Source organism: Algihabitans albus (genome assembly GCF_003572205.1).
Classification (GTDB): domain Bacteria; phylum Pseudomonadota; class Alphaproteobacteria; order Kiloniellales; family DSM-21159; genus Algihabitans; species Algihabitans albus.
In genome coordinates this window covers 683,134-703,302 of the sequence record NZ_QXNY01000002.1, presented here as the reverse complement: position 1 = coordinate 703,302, position 20,169 = coordinate 683,134, and the positions used below count along the sequence as shown (strand labels likewise).

Sequence of the window (20,169 nt, the reverse complement as noted above, 5' to 3'; positions counted from 1 at the left end):
GGGGGCGCATATCACTCCTTTGCGGCATGTCCTGGCCGGCGCGGCTCCGCCGTCGGCCCGTGACTGACGCGGTCGGATCGCTCACCGTGCGCCTGTCCGCAGTTCCGCGGCGTGTGTTCGTCCTGGGCGCCACGGGCACCAGCGGCCGCGCAACCGTGCGCGCGTTGGTCCAGCGGGGTCATGAGGTGGTGTGTTTCGTACGCCCCCGTGCCGGGGTGGCCGGCCGCTTGAAACCCGATGATAGCGCTAGGTTGCTCGAGGGTGCCGAGGTGCGGTTCGGCGAGGTGACGGACCCTGACTCTCTCGCGCATGACGGTTTTCGCGGCGAGAGCTTCGAGGCTCTGGTGTCATGCCTGGCCTCGCGCAGCGGGTCCCCCAAGGATGCCTGGGCCATCGATCATGGCGCCCATGTGAACGCGCTCTCCGCCGCCGGCGCGGCGGGTGTCTCGCAGGTCGTACTGCTTTCGGCGATCTGCGTTCAAAAGCCGCTACTGGCCTTTCAGCATGCCAAGCTCGCCTTTGAAAAAGCGCTGATGGAGTCCGGCCTGACCTACTCCATCGTCAGGCCGACCGCCTTTTTCAAGTCGTTGTCCGGCCAGGTCGATCGGGTAAAACGCGGCAAACCCTATCTGGTGTTCGGCGACGGTACGCTGACCGCCTGCAAGCCGATCAGCGATCGCGATTTGGGGCAGTACCTCGCGGAATGCCTGGACGATGAAAGCCGGTACGATCGCGTGCTGCCGATCGGTGGGCCCGGCGACGCCGTTACACCGAGACAGCAGGGGGAGCGTCTCTTTCACTTGCTGGGGCACGAGCCGCGCTTTACCCAGGTGCCGGTCGCGCTGCTCGATGCAATTGTCCGGACGCTGAGCCTCACTGGCCGCGTCCTGCCTGCGGCGGCGGAAAAGGCCGAGCTTGCCCGTATCGGGCGCTACTACGCGACCGAGTCGATGCTCGTTCTGAATACGGCGACAGGACGATATGATGCGGAGGCCACACCCTCGGTGGGTTCCGAGACGCTGTTCGACTTCTATGCACGGCTGATCAAGGGCGAGGCCTCGGCCGAACGCGGCGATCACGCCGTATTCTGATGGCGGCCGACAGGCGGCTGGAACAGGATCGCTCCAGGTGGGATGGTTACAGCGATCTCGCTCTATCGCAGTAACTGATCCGGCGGCATCGGTGGGGCGACGTCCAGCCGGTGGACGGCAGCGCCGTTGGCGTCCGCTGCGATCTCGGGAAAGACCTGCCGGACGAGGGGATCGTGGCCGGGCACGATCAGGTCGCCGGCGCTGGCCAGTTCCGGCAGCCGGCGAAAGCCGTCGAGCATCGCCTGGGCGTTCTCGACAATCGGAAAGACTTTGCCGAACAGGTAGTTCTCATAGAAGTGCGAGGCGTCGGACGCGAGCACGAGCCATCCCCTGGCCGTGCGCACCCGCACGCACTGGAGGCCACGGGTATGGCCGCCGATGGCATGTACCTCGATGCCGGGTGCGATAAGCCCGGCGCCTTCGTGGAAGACGACGCGGCCGGAGTAGACTTTCCGGATCAGCGCGCAGACATGATCCGCCGTGAAGGGCATGCGCAGGGCATCATGGCACATGCAGGGTCCCGTGACGTAGGCCATCTCGGCCGCCTGGAGGTGAAAGGTCGCCTTGTCGAAGCGGTCGAGGGAACCGGCGTGATCGTAGTGAAGATGGGTCACGACCACGGTCTCCACCGTCTCCGGATCCACGCCGAACCGCGTCAGGCATTGCGCCGGATCCAGCAGGATCGGCCGGCCGCGGCGGGCTCCCTCGGCGGTATCGTAACCGGTGTCGACGACGACGGTTCGACGCTCGTTCCGGATCACCCACAGGAAATAGTCCATGGGATGCGGCGCCCCCGGGTTCGCATCGAACAGGAAGGAATCGCTGCGGGTCCGGCTGTTCCGCTCGGCGTACTTCAGGGCGTAGACTTCGTAGAGTTCGTCCATCGCGTGAACCTTCCGAGAATTGAACCTGGCAGCTATCTAGACTAGGCGACTATCTCTTCTGCTCCCAGGTTGTCGCCGACTTTTCCAGTACCCAAGGGGCGACGTCGGTATCGAACGACTTGAAATGGTCGGAGGCAACGTGGTCTTCGAAGGCCGCGAGGTCGTTATAGATTTCGTAGAGAAATACGCTGTGCGGCCGCTCGGCGGAGGTCCAGACGTCGAAGATGTGGCATCCGGGCTCATTGGACAGGGAGTCCGCGGCCTGCCGGACCATGCGCGCCAAGAATGACACGCTGTCTTCCGGCCGTACTTTGAACTCTACGGTTACGCAGTACATCGTTACGCTTCCTCTTTTGGTTCGATGGGAATCTTTGCGCTTGTCTCCGTGCGCCTGCCGCGCATGAAGCGTCTGCGGAAGAAACGCTGCACCGCCGGCACCTGGGACAAGATGAGAAGGAGGTTGAGGGTCAGCAGGATGGCGGCGCCGGGCCGGGTGACGAAGGTGGTCAGATCGCCGTCCGAAATCAGCAGGGAGCGCCGGAAGGTTTCGTCGAACAGCCCGCCCAGAATGACTCCGATCACCAAGGGGGCGATCGGATAGTCCATGCGGATGAGGGCGTAGGAGACCAGGCCGACGACGATCATGAGGAAGAGGTCGTTGGTACCGCCGCCGACGGAGAAGGAGCCGATGGTCGTCAGGACCAGAACCACCGGCAGGAAGATCGTTCGCGGCAGCTTCAGCACGCGGATGAAGATGCGGGCCATGAAGAGGCCGAGGACGAACATGGTCAGCGAGGCCATCGCGAGGATGGCGACGATGCGGATGATCAGCATCGGATCGATGGTCGGGCCCGGCGTGACGTTGTTGATCATCAGAGCGCCCAGCAGGGCCGCCGCCGGAGGGGATCCGGGAATCCCGAGTACGAGCAGCGGGATCAGCGCGCCGCCGATGCAGGCGTTGTTGGCGGTTTCGCTCGACAGCAGCCCCTCCAGGGAACCCTTGCCGAACCGCTCCGGCTCGCGGGAGACGCTCTTGCCGACCCCGTAGGAGACCCAGCCGGAGACATCCTCGCCCACGCCCGGCAAAGCGCCGATGCCGACGCCGATCGCGCCGGAGCGCGAAATCGTCGGCAGGTACCTGCGCACCGTGCCCAGACTGGGAAGGATCCGGCCGACCTGTATCGGCGTGCCTGTCAAAGGCCCGCTGCGCAGGCCGAGGAGGATTTGCGGGATCGCGAAGCAGCCCATCAGGACGGGGACGACCTGAAAGCCGCTGAGCAGGTAGGACCAACCGAAGACGTAGCGCTGTTCGGACAGGATCGGATCGAGCCCCACCATCGCCATTGCCAGGCCGATCAGCCCGGCGATCCAACCCTTGATGACGAGATCCGAGCTCATCAGCGTTCCCGAGACGAGAATGCCGAAGAGCGCGAGCAGCGCCTTCTCGGGTGAGGCGATCTGCGACGACAGCGCCAGCAGGATCCATACGAAGATCAGCAGGCAGAAGGTCCCGATCATCGTGCCGATCATGGAGGCGGTCGTGGTCAGACCGAGCGCTTCGCCGCCGCGTCCTCTTTGGGCTAGCGGATAGCCGTCCATCGCCGTCGCGGCAGAGGCCGCCGTTCCCGGAATACTGAGAAGGATGGACGGATAGGAACCGCCGTAGATGGCGCCGACATAGGCACCGATCAGGGCGATCAGGGACTGTTCGACGGGAAACTTGTTGCCGAAGAAGCCGGTCAGGATGGTCACGGCCAGGGTCGCCGTCAGGCCCGGCAGCGCCCCGAACACGATCCCCAGGGACACGGAGCAGACAAGATAGACGTAGGTGAGGGGATCGCTTGCAAGGTCGAGCAGGCTGACACCGAAGTTGACGAACTGGGTGGCGACGAAGTCCAGCATGATCACTCGCGCGACGCGCCTGCGCGCCATGGCCGCAGGGTGACGTAGTAGTGATACTCGATCTGCCCGAACAGCAGCCCCGTGCGGTTGGGGACGTTCTGGCGGAAGCCGAAGGCCATCACGATCACCAATAGGAGCGGGATCAGGAAGGCGATCAGCGGTGCCGCCTTGATGTAGCCGTCGATCCTCCCGGTGGCACGCCGCGTCTCCCACAGCATGCCGATCGACAGTGCAAGAAAGGCGCCGAGCGCGACCCAGTCGTCATCGTGGGGTGCGTTCCACTGCGACTGCGGAAAATGCGCGATCAGCGCATAGAGGGAGGGGCTGAGCACGGCGAAGAGCGCGATCGAGGTTGCGCGGGCGCGCAGATCGTGAAAGCCGTAGATCAGGGCACAGATGACGAGCGCACTTGCGATCGTGAAGTCCACCCGCGGCACCAGCCCGAAGATGTAGGCGAGCATGATCGCCGCCACGGCCAACGTCCGCGCCCCCGCGGGACTCCTTATCCAGGTCGCCGCGCCCAGATCGAGCAGGCCGCGCGGCGCACCGCCCTGGCGGATCGCAACGACCAGCAGCGCCACTGCCAGCAGCAACAGCCCGGTGAAGAGTCCGTAAGGGACGATAGCGGCCGAGTTGTACCAGCGGCCGGCCTCAACGCCAGCGGCGTTGGCGCGGAAGAAGGGAATCTCGGATGTCTTGTACAGAAAGAACAGGCTCGCCGCGATCATGACCAGCGCGGTCCAGAAGTCCTGCCGACGCAGTTTCGTCTTGTCCGGCATGGCTCTATCCCCTGAAGAGGACGGACCCGGCCGAATGGACCGGGTCCGCTTCCCTCAGCTCCGTCAAGAGACTAAGGCTTTGGAATGTTCAGCGTCTCCGGGTCCACGGAGGTCGCGCCCAGGTCTTTCAGGGTCCAGGCGAAATTGCTTTCGAGCTTGGCGAACTCCGCGCTGGCGTCTTCGCCGTGGAGTCCGGACAGGTCGTAGTAGTTCTGTGCGGCCCAGTCCTTCACGGTCTGCGACGCCATCGCCTTGGTGAAAGCGGCGCCGATCGTCTCTTTGGCCTGGTCAGGAGCCTCCGCGAGCAGCGCGAAGCCGATCGCCTGCTTCAAGGGAAGATGGTCCGCCAGGGCCGGATAGTCGTCGAAGGCCGACGGGACTTCCAGGTCGTCGAGCTTGCCGGTCTCGGGAACCAGCATGGCGAGGGGACGGATCTGGCCGCCCTTGATCAGGGCCTGTTGTTCGGCCAGCGAGGTCACGATGACTTCCACTTCGCCGGACACGGCGGCCTCCTGCGCCGGGCCGGAACCGCCGTAGGGCACGAACTTGAACTTGCTCCCTGTCCCTTGCTCGAGCGCGAGAAGGTTCAGGTGGTGGATCGAACCGGCGCCCGATGCCGCGGCCGGGATCGATCCCGGATTGGCCTTGGCGGCTTCGACCAGATCATCGAGCGTTTGATGGTCGGAGCTCGCGGTGACGGAAATCAGGTCGGGCGAGCCGCCGACGATGAAGGGATACCAGATATCGAATTTCTCGTCCCAGCCGCCCTGGACGGCCGCCGTGACGTTGGACTCCGAGATGCCGGCGAGCGTGTAGCCGTCGGCTGGCTGATTCGATACGTAGACCATGCCGTTCGAACCGGCGACGCCGCCGGTGACGTTGTTCACGGCGATCGAGACGGGCAGCTCCTTTTCCATCTCCGCCATGATCATGCGGTTGATGGAATCGGTACCTCCGCCGGCGCCCCAGACGACGACGGTCGTGATATCGCGAAAGGGATACTCCTGGGCGCTGGCCGAACCGCAAACGAGCGCCGTGCCGAGCGCAAGCGCGGTAAGCTTGCTCATTGAGCCGATCATTTTCCGTTCCTCCCCTTTTTGCATTGCCGTCTTCCGCGGCAGTCCCTGCGAAACAGGGTCTATTTTGCGTATGCATTATTTTATGCATTGTCAATGAGATTATCGCCCGCTATGTCTTCTCGTTTGCTAGGTCTTCCCATTGTGCGCAGGGCGTTGCGGCGTCGACCTGCGCGTCCGGTGAGGACGCCGGCCGGTAACAGGAGTTGGTGGTGAGCGACCAGGCCGAGCATCCACTTGCCGCGCCGCTTCGCGTGGTGACCGTCGGTGCCGGCTTCTTCAGCGGTTTTCACGTCGACGCCTGGTTGCGCAACGACCAGGTCTCCTTCGTGGGGCTCGCCGATCTCGATCTCGACAAGGCGCGGACCCTGTTGCGCGACTTTGGCGGCGAGGAGCGGCAGACTCTTCTAGGCCAGGACTCCGGTGATCTCTTCGCACAGGTGCAACCGCAGATCATCGACATCGCGGTCCCACCCGACGCGCACTTGGCGCTGATCGAAAAGGCGGTGCAAACCTCGGCGCGCGCGATCATCTGCCAAAAGCCCTTCTGCGGAACCTACGAGCTTGCGCGGCGCGCGGTCGAGATTGCGGAAGCGGCGGGTAAACTGCTCGTCGTTCATGAGAATTTTCGCTTCCAGCCCTGGTATCGCGCCATCAAGCGGGAACTCGAAGCCGGGCGGGTCGGGACGCTCTATCAGATCACTTTCCGTTTGCGGCCCGGCGATGGCCAGGGCGCGAAGGCCTACCTCTCGCGCCAACCTTACTTTCAGAAGATGAAGCGCTTTTTGATCCACGAGACCGCGGTCCACTGGATCGACACCTTTCGGTATCTGATGGGCGAACCGAGCTCTCTCTTCGCCGACCTGAGGCAGCTCAACCCCTGCATCGCCGGCGAAGACAGCGGCCTTTTCCTCTACCGCTTCGCCGATGGCCGGCGTGCGCTCTTCGACGGCAACAGGTTGGCCGACCATGCCGCCGACAATCACAGGCTGACCATGGGGGACTGTCTCGTCGAGGGGTCGAACGGCGCGATCGCCTTGAATGGGTTCGGAGAACTGACGTTCCGCCGACGCGGCAGCACCGTCTGGGAGCCTGTCGAGGTCAATTCTCCGCAGGAGGGATTCGGCGGCGACTGCGTCTATGCCCTTCAGCGCCATGTGACCGATCATCTGCTTCACGGCAGTCCGATCGAAAACGAGGCATCGGACTATCTTCGCAACATGGAGATCGAGGAGGCGGTCTATCGCTCCGCCGCCCTCGCGTGCGCTGTCGAGGTCGCCCCCTTGCTGGCGCGGTCCCGATGACGGACAAGGATCGCTGCGGCGTAAAGCTCGCGGCCGGCTGGGCCGCCGTCTGTTCAGGGTCCGGCCGCCGCATCGAGAACGGATAACGGCAATCTGCGGGAGTATCGATGAAGCGAGGTGAAAGCGTCACGCGGGTGGATGACGCCTACGAACGTCTGAAGGCCGAGATTCTCAAAAATCGATTGCCACCGGGATTTCAGGCGACCGAGCCGGAAGTGGCACTCCGGCTGGGCATGAGCCGAACGCCGGTGCGCGAGGCGCTGATACGTTTGCAGAGCGAGGGATTGATCGAACTCATACCCCGCCGCGGCGTCAGAGTGCTGCCGATCTCGCCGACCGACATGCAGGAGATTTACTGGTTGCTGACGGCGCTCGAACCGGACGCGGCGGCTGCGCTTGCCAGCAAGGGTCTGACGGCCGAGCAGATTGCGAGCCTGGAAGAAGCGACCAGCGCGATGGAGAAGGCGCTGGAGGAAAAGGATCTCGATCTCTGGGCGGTTGCCGACGACCGCTTTCATCGGGAGTTGCTGTACTGCACCGGCAACGGCCGCCTGCTGTCCTTCGTGACCACTCTGTTCGACCAGGCTCACCGGGTCAGGATGATCACTCTGCGTTTGCGCGATTTGCCCACGAAGTCGACGGCCGAACACCGTGCGATCCTGAAGGCTCTGCGGGCCGGCGATGCGGAGCTGACCCGGCGTCTGTTCCGGGCGCATCGCGAACGGGCGGCCAAGGAACTGCTCGCCGTGCTCGAACGCGGCCGGCTGTCCAGCCTGTGAGGTTTCTTTCCAACGGATCCGAGAAAGCCAGGTGAACGAGAGCCCGTTCAACGTCGCGGGATGCGCCGCCGCCTAAGCCCGCCGGTGGACTGAATTCACCCGCCGGTTGCTGGCGGTGTCGCCGTTTTGTCCTCTTTTCAGCCCACAGGCATCGCCGACTTGGCACGCCGCGTCCCAAGCTTGCCTGGCTAGTCTGTCGCTGGATCCGGAGTCCGTGCCCCACCCTGGAGTGGCGCGGCCGTCGGCGTTGTGTGGAGATCGAGGGAGAGGCGAGAGATGCAGACCCCACTGGTGACTGTCGTAGTGACGCCACGCGAGCGTTTCGGCGTGACACAGGAATCGCTGGAGAGCCTCTACGATAACACCGACGAGCCCTTCGAGCTGGTCTATGTCGACGGCAAGTCGCCGCGACGGATTGCGCGCTATATCGAAGAGCAGGCGGAGGCACGCGGGTTCCGGCGTATCCGCACGGAGCGCTACCTGACACCGAACGAAGCGCGGAACCTCGGCGTCGCCGAGGCGCGAACCAAGTACGTCGCTTTCGTCGAGAACGACGTGATGTACACGCCCGGCTGGCTGAGCAGTCTCGTTCGCTGCGCGGAGGAAACGGAGGCGGCGATCGTCGCACCGCTGATCTGCCAGGGCTTCCCCTATCACACGCAGATCCATCACGCCGGCGGCGAGTACACGCCGCTCGAGCGGGTCGACGAATTCCTGGACGACGCGCAGTCCCGGGGTCGTCGGGAGATCGCGGAGAAGATGTACGGTCACGGTGAGCCGCTCAGCGACTGGGATGGCCGTCTCCATCGCCATGACACCGGCTTCTGCGAATTCCACTGTGTCCTGGTCCGCCGCGATATCTTCGATGTCGTGGGTCCGCTGGACGAAGCGATGCTCTGTACGAAGGAGCATATCGATTTTTCGATGAGCGTACGCCGCGCCGGCGGTCGCATTCTCTTCGAGCCGACGTCGCTGGTGACCTATCTCTTTCCCAACCGGCACCGTCCGCTCGAACCCAGCGACTGGGCCTTCTTCCTGCTGCGGTGGAGCGACACTTGGGAACGCAAGAGTCTGCATCACTTCCGCGACAAGTGGGAGCTGCGTGAGACCGCCTACTTCACGGATCGCTATCGCAATACCGGCTGGCGCCGCGTCCAGGGCGTCGTTCGGCCGCTGGTCCGTCAGCTCCCGATCATCGGTCGCAGCGAGCTGCTCGTGAGGATCGCGGTCCGCCTGATCCGACCTTTCGAGCATCTTCACAATCGCGTGCATGTGGCACGCCATGGCCGCCAGGCCGCCGCCAATGCCTCCTGGACGCAACCGGCAACAGCCGCCGACTCGGCTGCTTGAGACTCGGTGATCGAAGGCTTATCGGCAGGTAAGGGGGCTGCCGGTCGCCTACGCGCGGGCCGGCCGCCTTCGCGTCACAATCGGGCCTGAGACGGAACGATCACCGGCCGCCCGGTCCAGGCCGCTGCTTCCCGGTTTCCGCTCGCGACCTGCCTATAGACGTCCAGAAGCCGGTCGTTCAATCGATGCATATCGTACTCTGCTTCGACCCGGCGCCGCCCGGTCAAGCCGAACGTTTGCCACAGGTCCGGGGAATCGCACATGCGTGCGATCGCGTCGGCCAAGGCGCCCGAATCCCGTTCCGGGACCAGAAAGCCGGAGACGCCGTCTTCCACCAATTCCGGAATACCGCCGTGGCGCGTTGCCACGACGGGTAGGCCCATGGCCATGGCTTCCTTCAGCGTATTCACCGAAGCGTCCTGATCGCCGTCGGCCGCCGTAACGCTCGGCGCTGCCAGCACGTGCGCCGCTGCGAGCGTTCCCAGCACTCCGTCGTGGTCCTGCGCACCGTGGAGATGCACCCAGGGGCGAAGTTCAAGCTCGTCGATCAAGGCTTCCAGGCTGGCGCGCAGCGGACCGTCGCCGACGATATCCAGTTCGACCTCGCGGCCCGCGCTGCGCAGCTTGGCAATCGCGCGAACTGCGTATTCGACACCCTTTTTCCCGACCAGGCGGCCGACGAAGGCGATGCGGAAAACACCGTCGCTTGGCGGCGGCGGCGGCGCGAAGGCGAAGTGCCCGACGTCGATGCCGGACCGCAGCACCGCAATACGCTCCGGCGCGCAGCCGAGCTCGATCACACGGTGGCGGAAGAAGTCGCAATTGGTGAGGAAGAACTCTCCACGCGCAAAGAGGTCGGCGTAGACTTGAGGGCCGGCCGTCTTGACGAACTGGCTGATGTCGTAACCGCGGAAGTGAGTGACGATCCGCCCCTTGAAAAGGCCGGCATCGCGGAGAGCGAGCGCCGAGAGCGCCAAGTCTCCGAACTGGCAATGCACGATGTCGTAGTCCTGCCGCGGCAGCAGGGGGACCGCTTCGTGCAGCAGCCGAAGCGACAAGGCCCGGCGTCCGAAGCGCAGCGGATTGAGCAGGCGCACGACAGCCGGTGGATTTTGCCGGAAGACCTTTGCTATGCAGCGCGAGCCGCTGGAGAGACGGGCGCCCAACGACCGGGGAACCTGCGGCGCATAGCGCGTACGTTCCACCAGTTCGTAGTCTTGAACGACGGCCTGTTCGACGCCGTCTTCGCGTGGCGATCCCCAGAGCGAGAAGACCGTCACCTCGACACCGCGTTCGATCAAGCCGGCGAGCTGATTGAAGATGAATGTTTGAGAGACGAGCGGGAATTCGCCGGTTACGAAGGCTACCCTCATCGTTGGTACTCACAGCTGTTGTTGGGATCGGCCAAGGCTTTATCTCCGGCTATGCTGTACGTGTGGAGCCACGGGCTGCGGACAGCGCTTGCAGGCAGTCGCGAAGTGCGGTTCGGCCGATTGCGAGCATCGTCACCGCGAAGGTCGCAGCGCCGAGAGCGATCTCGATCAGCAAGGCGAAACCTTCGGAGAACTCTCCCGTGTCTGCCGACTGCCACAAAAAGACGGCTCCGGCCATTGCGGCGGTCGATGCCGCGATCGGCAGCAAGTCCCGCAACTGGCCGGCGACGGGTAGCCCCGTCACCCTGTGGAAGACGTAGAGCTTGATCGGCCACATCGCGACGCTCGTCGCCAGGACGGCGAGGGCGATGAAGACGATGCCGAGCGGTGCCAGGGCGGCCATTGCACAGGCGAGCAAGCCAAGACTGGCCAGGGCCAGATAGAGATGCCAACGCGCATGACCCAGCCCGCGCAGCACGCTGTTGTTGACCCGGGTGAGGGCGGCGGGGATGCCGCTGAGCGCGAGGACCTGAGCCGCCGGGACGGCCTCGGTCCATTGTGCGCCCAGCACTATCGGGATCAGCTTCGGTGCGACCAGAGCCAAGCCGACGAAACTGGGCAAGGCCAGCAGCGACGTCAGGCGCGACGCCGTGCGAAAGACCTGCTCGACGAGAACCGGATCGCCCTGCGCCCGCGCCGTGGTCGGCAATGCGACCCGGGCGATCGGCTCCAGCAGAGCGGATTTGAAGATAGAGGTGAGACGCAGCGCGATCTGGAGCAGTCCAAGCGATGCCGCGCCCAGCAGCACACCCGCCAGCAGGCGCGAGAGGTTGTTGCTGGCATAGAGCGTGAGGCGCAGACCGATCATCGGCAGGCCGTAGCCACGCAGCTCCCCGAAGCTGCGCGGCTCGAACGCCGCACGGGGCCGCCAGCGGGCCGCCGGCCAGACCAAAGCCAGTTCAACGACCTTCTGGGTCAGAAGCTGACCGACAAGGCTCCAGGCGCCATAGCCTTCCACCGCCATGGCGATGCCGACCGTTCCGCCCGCCGACAGGCCGGCAAAGGTCCGCAAGGCGAGCGGCCGGATGCGGAGCTTGCGGCGGAGGATGGCGACAGGCACGGTCGCCAGCGCGCTCAAGAGCACGACGGGGCTGAGCGCCTGCATGAGCGGTTCGGCGCGCGGGTCGCCCAAGAGCCGGGCGATCGGTCCCGCCATCAAGACCAGCAGCAGCGTGAGCAGCGCCGCGAGCGTGACCAGGAACCAGAAGGCCGCGTCGCAGTGGCGGTCGTGCAGATCTTTACGTTGGACCAGCGCCTCGGCGAAGGCGTCGGATACGATCAACTCTCCCAGTCCGACAACCAAGAGGGCGAGCGCGACAAGCCCGAAGTCCTGCGGCCCCAGAAGCCGGCCGAGTACGATGAAGACCGCCGCTGCGATCAGGTGTCGGCCCCAGCTTTCGAGCGCTGTCCACAGCGATCCGCGCACGGCTTTCGTCTTGAGCCGTTTGGCGTCGCCTTCGCCGTGGGGACTCGGTAAGGGGTCTCGCGAGATGATCGTCACCGGGGGCGTTCCATCTCCAACGGCAGGCATGGAGTCGACCATGCATTCGACTTGGATCCGCTAGAAACGTCGCCGGTAGCGCGACCTCCCCGATCGCATCACCGCGAAGCACATCGTCGCCTGAACTAGGTTCCAGAGCCTTCGAGGGCTCTTTGAGATGGTTAGAGGTCGCGGTTCCGTTGACGACTGCTTGACGTCCAGAAAACCTCAGCTTGCATACTGATTATGGCCGCAGTCATTCGTAGACGTTAGCATCTTCCCGCAAGGCGCGCACCGCGATGCGACCTGGGTCACGCATTTGTTCCGAATGACCGAGCGTCGCCGGAGGGCGTTATGAACCGTCGGCGCGGACACCCCGCGACCAAGCCGGAAAGCGGCTAACTGTAGCGCCCAAGACGCACTGCGGTCTGGCCCTTCCAGAGCCGCCGGGTCGGCATGAGCAGAACGCAATCGTCATAGGGCGTGGTCACCGGCTCCTCGCCGTCGTAGGCGATCACCGTGCCTGCCTTTGAGATCGTCTCCAGGCCCGTGAAGTCTTCGACGAAGCGAAAGTCGTCGCTGCGGATCGTGACAGGACCGCTGATTTCCAGAACCTTTTGTTCGGCTGCCGCTTCTAGGGGGGCAAGTGCAGCGATCGCTTCGGCCTCGACGGCGTCGAAGTGGCGGAGAAACCGAAGGGTGCAGTCGAGTGCCAGATCGGCCGCGGCGGCTTCCCAGTGCTGACCGCACTCGATCAGGAGAGAACTCGTCGGCGAGGCCGGATCGTCGAAACGGCCGTAATCCCGCAAGCGTCGGCCGGCGGCATGGCCGCGGTCTCGCACGATCACCTGCGGCACGCCAAGACCTTGCGCGAGCGCTACGTTCTTCTCCGCCATGCCGGCCAGAGCCACCGGCGCCGAGGGCTGTTGCATGGAGTGAATATCGAGCAGGTGATCGGCCGCGTCGACCACCGGCCGGACGGCGCGCGCCCGGCGCAGATCGGCACTGTCGCGCGGTCCCTCCAGCGTTTCCGGGTCCCAGAGCCGGTTGAAGTCCTCTTCCACCCAGCGGCTCGCGAAGGGATCTTCGGCATCGAAGCTCAGGTAGGCCTCGACGTTCATGAAGGCGAGAGTCAAGGTGCCTCGCTTCGGTCGCAGGCCGGCCGCGAGCAGGCGGTCGAGCGCGATGGCGCCGCAAAGCTCGTTGCCATGGACCACGGCGGAAACCAGGAGGTGTGGACCGGGTCTGTCGGCGCGGAACCGCCAGATCCAGTCAAGGTTCGTATTGCTGTCCCGCCACCGTCCGATGTCCGGCGGCGCCAGCTCGATGGGATAGGGATTTTCGATGGTCTGAGGCATGATCCGGTGACTCGCTTCGACTCTGAGAAGGAACAGCATAGCGCGCCATGATTGCCGTTTCTGCCCCTCTGACCGCCGCGCCCCGCATAGCCTTGGCGGGCGTTCTGTTGGAAAGCAATGCTTTTGCGCCGCCGGCTCGCGAAGGCGACTTCCGAGATCGCTACTACTTTCAAGGGTCTGCGCTCCTGGCGGAGGCTCGCGCCGAGACCTCGATCATACCGCGCGAGATGTCTGCCTTCGTTCAGGCCATGGATGCGACCGGCCCTTGGGTCCCGCTGCCCAGTCTGCTGACCGGTTGTCAGCCGTCGGGACCGGTGGAGCAGGGTTTTCTGGAGCGCTGTATTCGACAGATCGAGGCCGATCTGCAGGCGGCGGGTCCGCTCGACGGCGTCTATCTCGCTCTGCATGGGGCCATGGTGGCGACGGAGGACCTCGATCCAGACGGCGCCCTTCTGGCACGGGTTCGCGCTCTTGTCGGACCCCAGGCCATCATCGTGGCGACGCTGGATCTCCACAGCAATCTCTCGGAGCGGATGGTGGCTTCGGCGGACCTGCTGATCGGCTACTTGACCAATCCGCATTTGGACATGGTGCCGCGCGGCCAGGAGGCCGCCTTTACCCTCCGCCGCCTGCTGGCGAGCGGGCGTAAGCCGGCCAAGGCCTTCGTGCGCTTGCCGCTGACGCCGCCGAGCGTGACGCTGCTTACGGCCGAGGGTCCCTACGCCGAACTGATCGCCACCGGTCAGCGGCGGCAGAACGAGTTCGGCGGCGCCATTCTGAATGTCACGGTCCTCGGTGGATTTGCCTTTTCCGACTCCTCGAAGACCGGGCTTTCCGTGCTGGTTACGGCGCAGGAAGATCCGGTGGCGGCGGAAACGCTGGCATTGGAATTGGCGAGCCAGGCCTGGCGCAACCGCGGTCGGTTTCGCCGGCGTCTGACGTCGGTCGCTCAGGCCGTCGATCTGGCCCGGGAGGCGACCGCACAGCCCGCAGAGCAGCCGGCGGTCCTCTTTTCGGATGCCGGCGACAATCCTGGCGGCGGCGGCGGCGGCAATACCCTTTGGCTGCTCCAGGCCCTGGTCGAGGCTGGCGTGGAGCGGGTACTCTACGGATCCGTCTTCGACCCCGAGCTGGCGGAGGAGGCGCGCAGGCAAGGCTTTGGGGCCCGATTCCAGGCTGTCTTTAACCGGCATGGCGAGAGCGAGTTCGCCAAGACCCTGACCTTCCCAGCCGAGGTGGTGGCGCTGCGCGAAGGGGCGGTGGTGGGTCGGCTCGGGCTCTTCGCGGGCCGCCGGCTGGAGCTCGGCAAGTGCGCGTTGCTGCGGATCGCCGGCGTCGAGGTGGTGGTGATCTCCGACCGACAACAGACCGCCGATCCGGTGTTTTTCGAGATGTTCGGGCGCGACCCGGGGCAGGCACGCGTCGTCGCGGTGAAGTCGCGTGGGCACTTCCGGGCGGGCTTCGCACCCTGGTTTTCTCCGGCGCAGGTCTACGAAGTCGATACGCCGGGCCTGACCGCGCCCGTGTTGGAGCGCTTTTCCTGGCGGCATCTGCCGCGGCCCAGCTACCCATTGGACAGGGATACGATTTGGACTCCACAAGTCCGCCGACTCTGAGCAAACTGATGTGAAGAAAAACGGGGACGGTCGCAAAGGCCGCCCCTCGGGAGTGCGGTACGACGGGGTTAATCCGGGGGATGATCAAGACTCGAGCCAGTTGGCTGTCGAGGTTGATCGGTTAGCTCTGCAGGCTCGCCGTAACGGCGGACTGCACTCTCTCTCATGAGTCCGGCGGTGCGGGGGCCTCCCTGGTCCGGCGTTAGACCGTCTGGGACTTTCGGCGGCGCCGTCCTGGCGCAATCGGGCTCGATTACACGGCAAAGGAGAGGCTTCCGACCATGACTCGACGAACCCACTGGATCCGACGCGGCCTGCTCGGCGCTTTTGCCGCCGCAGCGTTCGGACTGGCACCGGCTTCGGTTCCGGCGCAGGACCTTTACGGCACACTTGCCAAGATCGATGACGCCGGGGAGATGGTCATCGGCCATCGAGAAACCTCGATTCCCTTCTCCTGGATCGGCAATGACGGCGAGCCGCAGGGCTACTCCATCGATCTGTGCTTGCGGATCGCAGACGCGGTCAAGGAGGCGCTGGGCAAACCCGATCTCGGTGTCCGCTTCGTGCCGGTCACGCCGCAAACCCGGATCCCGCTGCTGGCCAATGGAACCATCGACATCGAATGCGGTTCCACGACCAACAAGCTGAGCCGGCAGGAGCAGGTGGCTTACCTCCCGGTCACCTTCATCACGGGGACCAAGCTCTTGGTGAAGACGGGATCCGGTGTCGAGACGCTCGACGACCTGAGCGGCAAACGCATCGCCCTGGCACAGGGCACGACCAACGAGCGCGTGATCAAGGCGGCGATCGAAGCAGGCGGACTCGATGTGGACGTCCTGAACGTGAAGGACCATGCGGAAGGCTTCCTCTCGCTCGAGACCGACCGTGTCGACGCCTATTCCACCGACCACATCCTGCTCTTGGGCCTGATCACGCGATCCCGCGATCCGGAGAACTACGAGGTGGTCGGCGACTTCCTGTCCTATGATCCCTACGCCATCATGGTTCGACGCGACGACAGCGCGTTTCAGTTGCTCGGCACGCGGGTACTGGCCGATCTGTTCCGCTCCGGTGAAATCCGCGAAATCTATGCGCAGTGGTTCGAGCCCTTCCCGACCAGCGACGATGTCTCCGAACCGCCGACCGAGCTGCTTGAAGCGGCCTGGAGTCTCAACGCTCTGCCCGAGTAGGTCTGGTCGAGTAAGTCTGCCCGCATAAGACGGCGCCCGGCGCATCGTGCGTCGGGCGCCCCTTCGGTTCGGTCCGACGAAAGGCGCCGATGCAGTACAATTGGAACTGGGGCATCCTTCTGCAGGATCCCTATCTCGGCTGGCTGATCTCCGGTGTCGGCTGGACGCTTGCGGTTGCCAGCGCGGCCTGGGTTATCGCCTTCACTCTCGGTTCTGTCGTCGGGGTGGCGCGCACCTTGCCGAATCGCTGGGTACGGGGCATCGCCACGGCCTACGTCGAGCTTTTTCGCAACATTCCGCTGCTGGTGCAGCTTTTCATCTGGTACTTCGTCGTTCCCGAGCTGTTGCCGGACGACTGGGGACGCTGGGTCAAACGCGACCTGCCTTTGCCCGAATACACGACGGCGGTGGTCGGGCTCGGTGTTTATACGGCCTCACGGGTGGCGGAGCAGGTCCGCTCCGGGATCGAGTCGATTTCGCGCGGCCAGTCCATGGCCGGCTATGCCAGCGGTCTGACCAGCGCGCAGCTCTACCGCTATGTCCTTCTGCCCGTCGCCTACCGGCTGATCGTGCCGCCACTGACGTCCGAGTTCCTGACGATCTTCAAGAACTCCTCTCTGGCGCTGACGATCGGCGTGCTCGAACTCACCGCCCAGAGCCGACAGATCACCGAGTACACCTTCCAGGGCTTCGAGGCCTTTACGGCGGCGACCGTGATGTATGTCGTCATCACCCTCTTGGTGACCGCGGGCATGTCTCTGGTCGAACGCCGAGCCCGGATACCGGGCTTTATCGCCGGGGGGACTGACCGGTGACCTTCGACCTCAGCGTTATCGCCGACTCCCTGCCTTTTCTCGCGGAAGGGCTCGCGCTCTCCTTCCTGCTCACGCTGCTGGCGGCCGCGGGTGGGATCGTACTGGCCGTGGTTCTGGCGCTGATGCGCCTGTCCAGTTTTCGCCTGCTGTCGCTGATTTCGGCGGGTTACGTCAATTTTTTCCGCTCGATGCCGCTGATCCTGGTGATCTTCTGGTTCTTTTTCCTGGTGCCTCTGGCGATCGGCCGGCCCGTCGGCGGCTTCTACTCGGCCCTGATCGCCTTCACGCTCTTCGAGGCGGCCTATTACAGCGAGATCATCCGCGCGGGGATCCAGTCCGTCTCGCGTGGTCAGGTCGCGGCGGGCTACGCGACCGGGCTGACCTACGGCCAGACCATGCGCTTCATCGTGTTGCCCCAGGCCTTTCGCAACATGACGCCGGTGCTGCTCACCCAGGGCATTGTCCTTTTCCAGGACACCAGTCTCGTCTTCGTCGTCGCGCTGCGCGACTTCATGACGGCGACCACCATCGTCGCCCGCAACGAAGGTCGGCTGATCGAGATGTACCTCTTTGCGGCGGCCGTCTACTTCGTCATCTGTTTCAGCGGGTCGCTCTACGTCCGGCGGCTCCAGGGGAAGTTCACGAAATGATCGAGATCCGGAACATCGACAAGTGGTACGGCGACGTCCAGGTTCTGCGGTCCTGCAGCACCTTCGTCGCCAAGGGCGAAGTGGTGGTCGTTTGCGGCCCTTCGGGATCCGGCAAGTCCACCCTCATCAAGTGCGTCAACGGGCTCGAGCCCTTCCAGAACGGAGAGATATCCGTCGACGGAGTGCAGGTCGCCAGTCCGGAAACCAACCTGCCGAAGCTCAGGGCGCGGATCGGGATGGTGTTTCAGAACTTCGAGCTCTATCCCCACATGACGGTAACGGCCAACATCTGTCTGGCGCGGGAAAAGGTGCTCGGTCGCAGCCGGGGCGAGGCGGAGGAGAAGGCGGCCGCTTTGCTGGCGCGGGTCGATCTGTCCGAACATGCGCACAAGCATCCCGGGCAACTCTCGGGCGGTCAGCAGCAGCGCGTCGCCATCGCCCGCGCCCTGGCCATGGATCCCATCGCGATGCTGTTCGACGAACCCACCTCCGCGTTGGATCCGGAGATGATCAACGAGGTGCTGGAAGTCATGGTGGAACTGGCCCAGGAGGGCATGACCATGATGGTCGTCACCCATGAAATGGGCTTCGCCCGCAAGGTCGCCGACCGTGTCGTCTTCATGGATAACGGTGAGATCGTCGAGGATGCGGCGAAAGATGCCTTCTTCGGAACGCCGCGCAGTGATCGGGCGCAGCAGTTCTTGTCCAAGATCTTGCATCACATCTGAAGCGCGTATTGCGGCAGATTGGACTCCACAAGTCCGTCCAGACTGATCAGACTGGCCGCCAACGATCGGGGAGCGGTCGCAAAGGCCGCCCCACTGGAGTGCATCACGAACGGGAGTATTAGGGGATGTTTATCCGCAGACTTGCGGCGACCGCCGTGCTTGCCGCGGCAACGTTCGGTTTTTCGGCCGCGGCCGGCGCCGAGGAGCTGACCGTCGGCCTGGCGTCCGAGCCGACGTCGATCGATCCGCATTACCACAACTTGACGCCCAACAACTCGCTGGCCCGTCATATCTTCAACCCGCTGATCTTGATGGACGCCAATCAGGCCTTGATTCCGGGCCTGGCGACCTCCTGGATGGCGATCGATGATCTGACCTGGGAATTCAAGCTGCGCGAGGGTGTGACCTGGCACGACGGCTCGCCCTTCACGGCCGATGACGTTGTCTTCACCCTGGAGCGGGCGGCGAATGTCCCGAACAGTCCTTCGAGCTTCGGCATCTACATCAAAGGTAAGACGGCCGAGAAGATCGACGACCATACGGTCCATATCAAGACCGAGGTCCCGACGCCGCTGATGCCCAACGACATCTCCACCTTCTCCATCGTCTCGAAGGCGCACGGCGAAGGTGCGGGCACCGAGGACTACAATTCCGGCGCCGCAGCCATCGGCACCGGCGCCTACAGGTTCGTCGAGTGGGTGCCGGGCGACCGGATCGTTCTCGAGCGCAACGAGGACTTCTGGGGCGAACAGCCCGAGTGGAGCAGCATCACGATCAAGCCGATCAAGTCCGCGCCTGCGCGCCTAGCGGCACTGCTGGCCGGTGACGTCGACTTCATCGAGGGCGTGCCGACCACCGATATCGAGACTCTGGAAGGCAATGAGAACATCACCCTCTCGCAGGGGATCTCCAACCGCGTGATCTATCTGCATCTCGATCACTTCCGCGACGAGTCGCCCTTCGTCCGGGCCAATGGCGGCGGCGATATCGTCAATCCGCTTCGCGATGTCCGGGTCCGCAAGGCTATCTCGATGGCCATCAACCGGCAGGCCATCGTCGAGCGGGTGATGGAGGGTGTTGCGATCGAGGCCGGTCAGCTTCTGCCCGAAGGCTTCTTCGGCGTGAGCCCGAACCTGCAGCCGATGCCCTACGATCCCGAAGGCGCCAAGGCCCTGCTTGCGGAAGCCGGCGTTCCCGATGGCTTCGAGATGACGATTCACGGTCCGAACGACCGTTACATCAACGACGCCAAGATCGCGGAGGCGATCGCGCAAATGCTGACCCGCATCGGTATCAAGACGACGGTCGAGACGATGCCGCGCTCGGTCTACTTCAAGCGCGCATCGCGCGGCGGTCCGGACGGCACCCCGGAGTTCTCCTTCATGCTGGTGGGCTGGGGGGCCGGAACCGGCGAAGCGTCCTCGCCGCTGAAGTCGCTGATTCACACCTACGATGCGGACCGCGGCTTCGGCGCGTCCAATCGCGGCCGCTACTCCAATCCGGAAGTGGATGCCTTGATCGAGGAAGCTCTGGCGACCATCGACGACGCCAAGCGGCAGGATCTCCTGGCCGAAGCGACCGAAGTGGCCATCGAGGACGGCGCGATCATTCCGCTGCACTACCAGGTCAACACCTGGGCCGGTCGCGAGGGGATCAGCTACAACGCCCGGACCGACGAGTACACGATCTTCACCGAAGTCTCATCGGTCGAGTGAGCCTTGGCTTTCCGCCCGC

Annotated in this window: 18 protein-coding genes; 10 read left to right on the top strand and 8 right to left on the bottom strand. The window is 64.4% G+C overall.

Translation table 11 applies throughout. The features are described 5' to 3' along the window. Positions 1-59 precede the first annotated feature (59 nt). Positions 60-1,091, top strand: coding sequence for an NAD(P)H-binding protein (locus tag DBZ32_RS04920; protein WP_235830050.1), 1,032 nt, complete (start codon positions 60-62; stop codon positions 1,089-1,091). Positions 1,092-1,153: 62 nt separating this feature from the next. Here the strand turns inward: DBZ32_RS04920 and DBZ32_RS04915 are convergent, their stop codons facing one another. The 5 genes from DBZ32_RS04915 to DBZ32_RS04895 all read right to left on the bottom strand — a co-directional run bounded on the left by DBZ32_RS04915 (position 1,154) and on the right by DBZ32_RS04895 (position 5,723). After that, on the bottom strand, positions 1,154-1,975 hold the full coding sequence (locus DBZ32_RS04915) for an N-acyl homoserine lactonase family protein (protein WP_119165960.1): 822 nt from the start codon (positions 1,973-1,975) through the stop codon (positions 1,154-1,156). A gap of 49 nt (positions 1,976-2,024) precedes the next feature. After that, positions 2,025-2,312, bottom strand: coding sequence for a putative quinol monooxygenase (locus tag DBZ32_RS04910; protein ID WP_119165959.1), 288 nt, complete (start codon positions 2,310-2,312; stop codon positions 2,025-2,027). A gap of 2 nt (positions 2,313-2,314) precedes the next feature. Beyond that, the gene (locus DBZ32_RS04905) at positions 2,315-3,877 is read right to left on the bottom strand and encodes a tripartite tricarboxylate transporter permease (RefSeq protein WP_119166361.1); all 1,563 of its coding nucleotides are present in this window, start codon (positions 3,875-3,877) and stop codon (positions 2,315-2,317) included. Positions 3,878-3,879: 2 nt separating this feature from the next. After that, a complete protein-coding gene (locus tag DBZ32_RS04900) occupies positions 3,880-4,656 on the bottom strand; it encodes a hypothetical protein (protein ID WP_119165958.1) in 777 nt (258 codons plus the stop codon). Positions 4,657-4,727: 71 nt separating this feature from the next. Beyond that, positions 4,728-5,723, bottom strand: a complete 996-nt coding sequence (locus DBZ32_RS04895; RefSeq protein WP_119166360.1) for a Bug family tripartite tricarboxylate transporter substrate binding protein — start codon at positions 5,721-5,723, stop codon at positions 4,728-4,730. Between the two features lie 221 nt (positions 5,724-5,944). On the opposite strand from DBZ32_RS04895, the gene DBZ32_RS04890 reads away from it, so the two are divergent. From DBZ32_RS04890 to DBZ32_RS04880, 3 genes are all read left to right on the top strand, one after another. Further along, positions 5,945-7,036: a Gfo/Idh/MocA family protein gene (locus tag DBZ32_RS04890; RefSeq protein WP_119165957.1), complete on the top strand. Its 1,092-nt coding sequence runs from the start codon at positions 5,945-5,947 to the stop codon at positions 7,034-7,036. 107 nt (positions 7,037-7,143) lie between these two features. Further along, on the top strand, positions 7,144-7,815 hold the full coding sequence (locus tag DBZ32_RS04885) for a GntR family transcriptional regulator (RefSeq protein WP_119165956.1): 672 nt from the start codon (positions 7,144-7,146) through the stop codon (positions 7,813-7,815). A gap of 276 nt (positions 7,816-8,091) precedes the next feature. Further along, positions 8,092-9,165 (top strand): glycosyltransferase family 2 protein, encoded by a 1,074-nt coding sequence (locus DBZ32_RS04880; RefSeq protein ID WP_119165955.1) that lies wholly within the window; start codon positions 8,092-8,094, stop codon positions 9,163-9,165. A gap of 74 nt (positions 9,166-9,239) precedes the next feature. Here the strand turns inward: DBZ32_RS04880 and DBZ32_RS04875 are convergent, their stop codons facing one another. The 3 genes from DBZ32_RS04875 to DBZ32_RS04865 form a co-directional block, all read right to left on the bottom strand. Beyond that, on the bottom strand, positions 9,240-10,538 hold the full coding sequence (locus DBZ32_RS04875; protein ID WP_119165954.1) for a glycosyltransferase: 1,299 nt from the start codon (positions 10,536-10,538) through the stop codon (positions 9,240-9,242). 49 nt (positions 10,539-10,587) lie between these two features. Beyond that, positions 10,588-12,099 carry a lipopolysaccharide biosynthesis protein gene (locus tag DBZ32_RS04870; RefSeq protein ID WP_162906566.1) on the bottom strand — a complete coding sequence of 504 codons (1,512 nt, stop codon included), beginning with the start codon at positions 12,097-12,099 and terminating at the stop codon, positions 10,588-10,590. A gap of 377 nt (positions 12,100-12,476) precedes the next feature. Beyond that, the gene (locus DBZ32_RS04865) at positions 12,477-13,436 is read right to left on the bottom strand and encodes a M14 family metallopeptidase (protein ID WP_119166359.1); all 960 of its coding nucleotides are present in this window, start codon (positions 13,434-13,436) and stop codon (positions 12,477-12,479) included. A 47-nt stretch (positions 13,437-13,483) separates the two neighbouring features. Here DBZ32_RS04865 and DBZ32_RS04860 point away from each other — a divergent pair, with 47 nt between their 5' ends. The 6 genes from DBZ32_RS04860 (at position 13,484) to DBZ32_RS04835 (ending at position 20,150) form a co-directional block, all read left to right on the top strand. Beyond that, positions 13,484-15,052: a M81 family metallopeptidase gene (locus tag DBZ32_RS04860; protein ID WP_119165952.1), complete on the top strand. Its 1,569-nt coding sequence runs from the start codon at positions 13,484-13,486 to the stop codon at positions 15,050-15,052. A 281-nt stretch (positions 15,053-15,333) separates the two neighbouring features. Continuing rightward, complete coding sequence (locus DBZ32_RS04855; RefSeq protein WP_119165951.1) at positions 15,334-16,242, top strand: amino acid ABC transporter substrate-binding protein; 909 nt, start codon at positions 15,334-15,336, stop codon at positions 16,240-16,242. A gap of 89 nt (positions 16,243-16,331) precedes the next feature. Beyond that, the gene (locus DBZ32_RS04850; RefSeq protein ID WP_119165950.1) at positions 16,332-17,057 is read left to right on the top strand and encodes an amino acid ABC transporter permease; all 726 of its coding nucleotides are present in this window, start codon (positions 16,332-16,334) and stop codon (positions 17,055-17,057) included. Beyond that, the gene (locus DBZ32_RS04845) at positions 17,054-17,707 is read left to right on the top strand and encodes an amino acid ABC transporter permease (protein WP_119165949.1); all 654 of its coding nucleotides are present in this window, start codon (positions 17,054-17,056) and stop codon (positions 17,705-17,707) included. Before DBZ32_RS04850 ends, DBZ32_RS04845 begins: the two co-directional genes overlap by 4 nt. Continuing rightward, entirely contained in the window at positions 17,704-18,435 is a 732-nt protein-coding gene (locus tag DBZ32_RS04840) for an amino acid ABC transporter ATP-binding protein (protein WP_119165948.1), read from the top strand. The genes DBZ32_RS04845 and DBZ32_RS04840 overlap by 4 nt, the downstream gene beginning before the upstream one ends. A gap of 125 nt (positions 18,436-18,560) precedes the next feature. Beyond that, positions 18,561-20,150, top strand: coding sequence for an ABC transporter substrate-binding protein (locus DBZ32_RS04835; RefSeq protein ID WP_119165947.1), 1,590 nt, complete (start codon positions 18,561-18,563; stop codon positions 20,148-20,150). Positions 20,151-20,169: the final 19 nt, after the last annotated feature.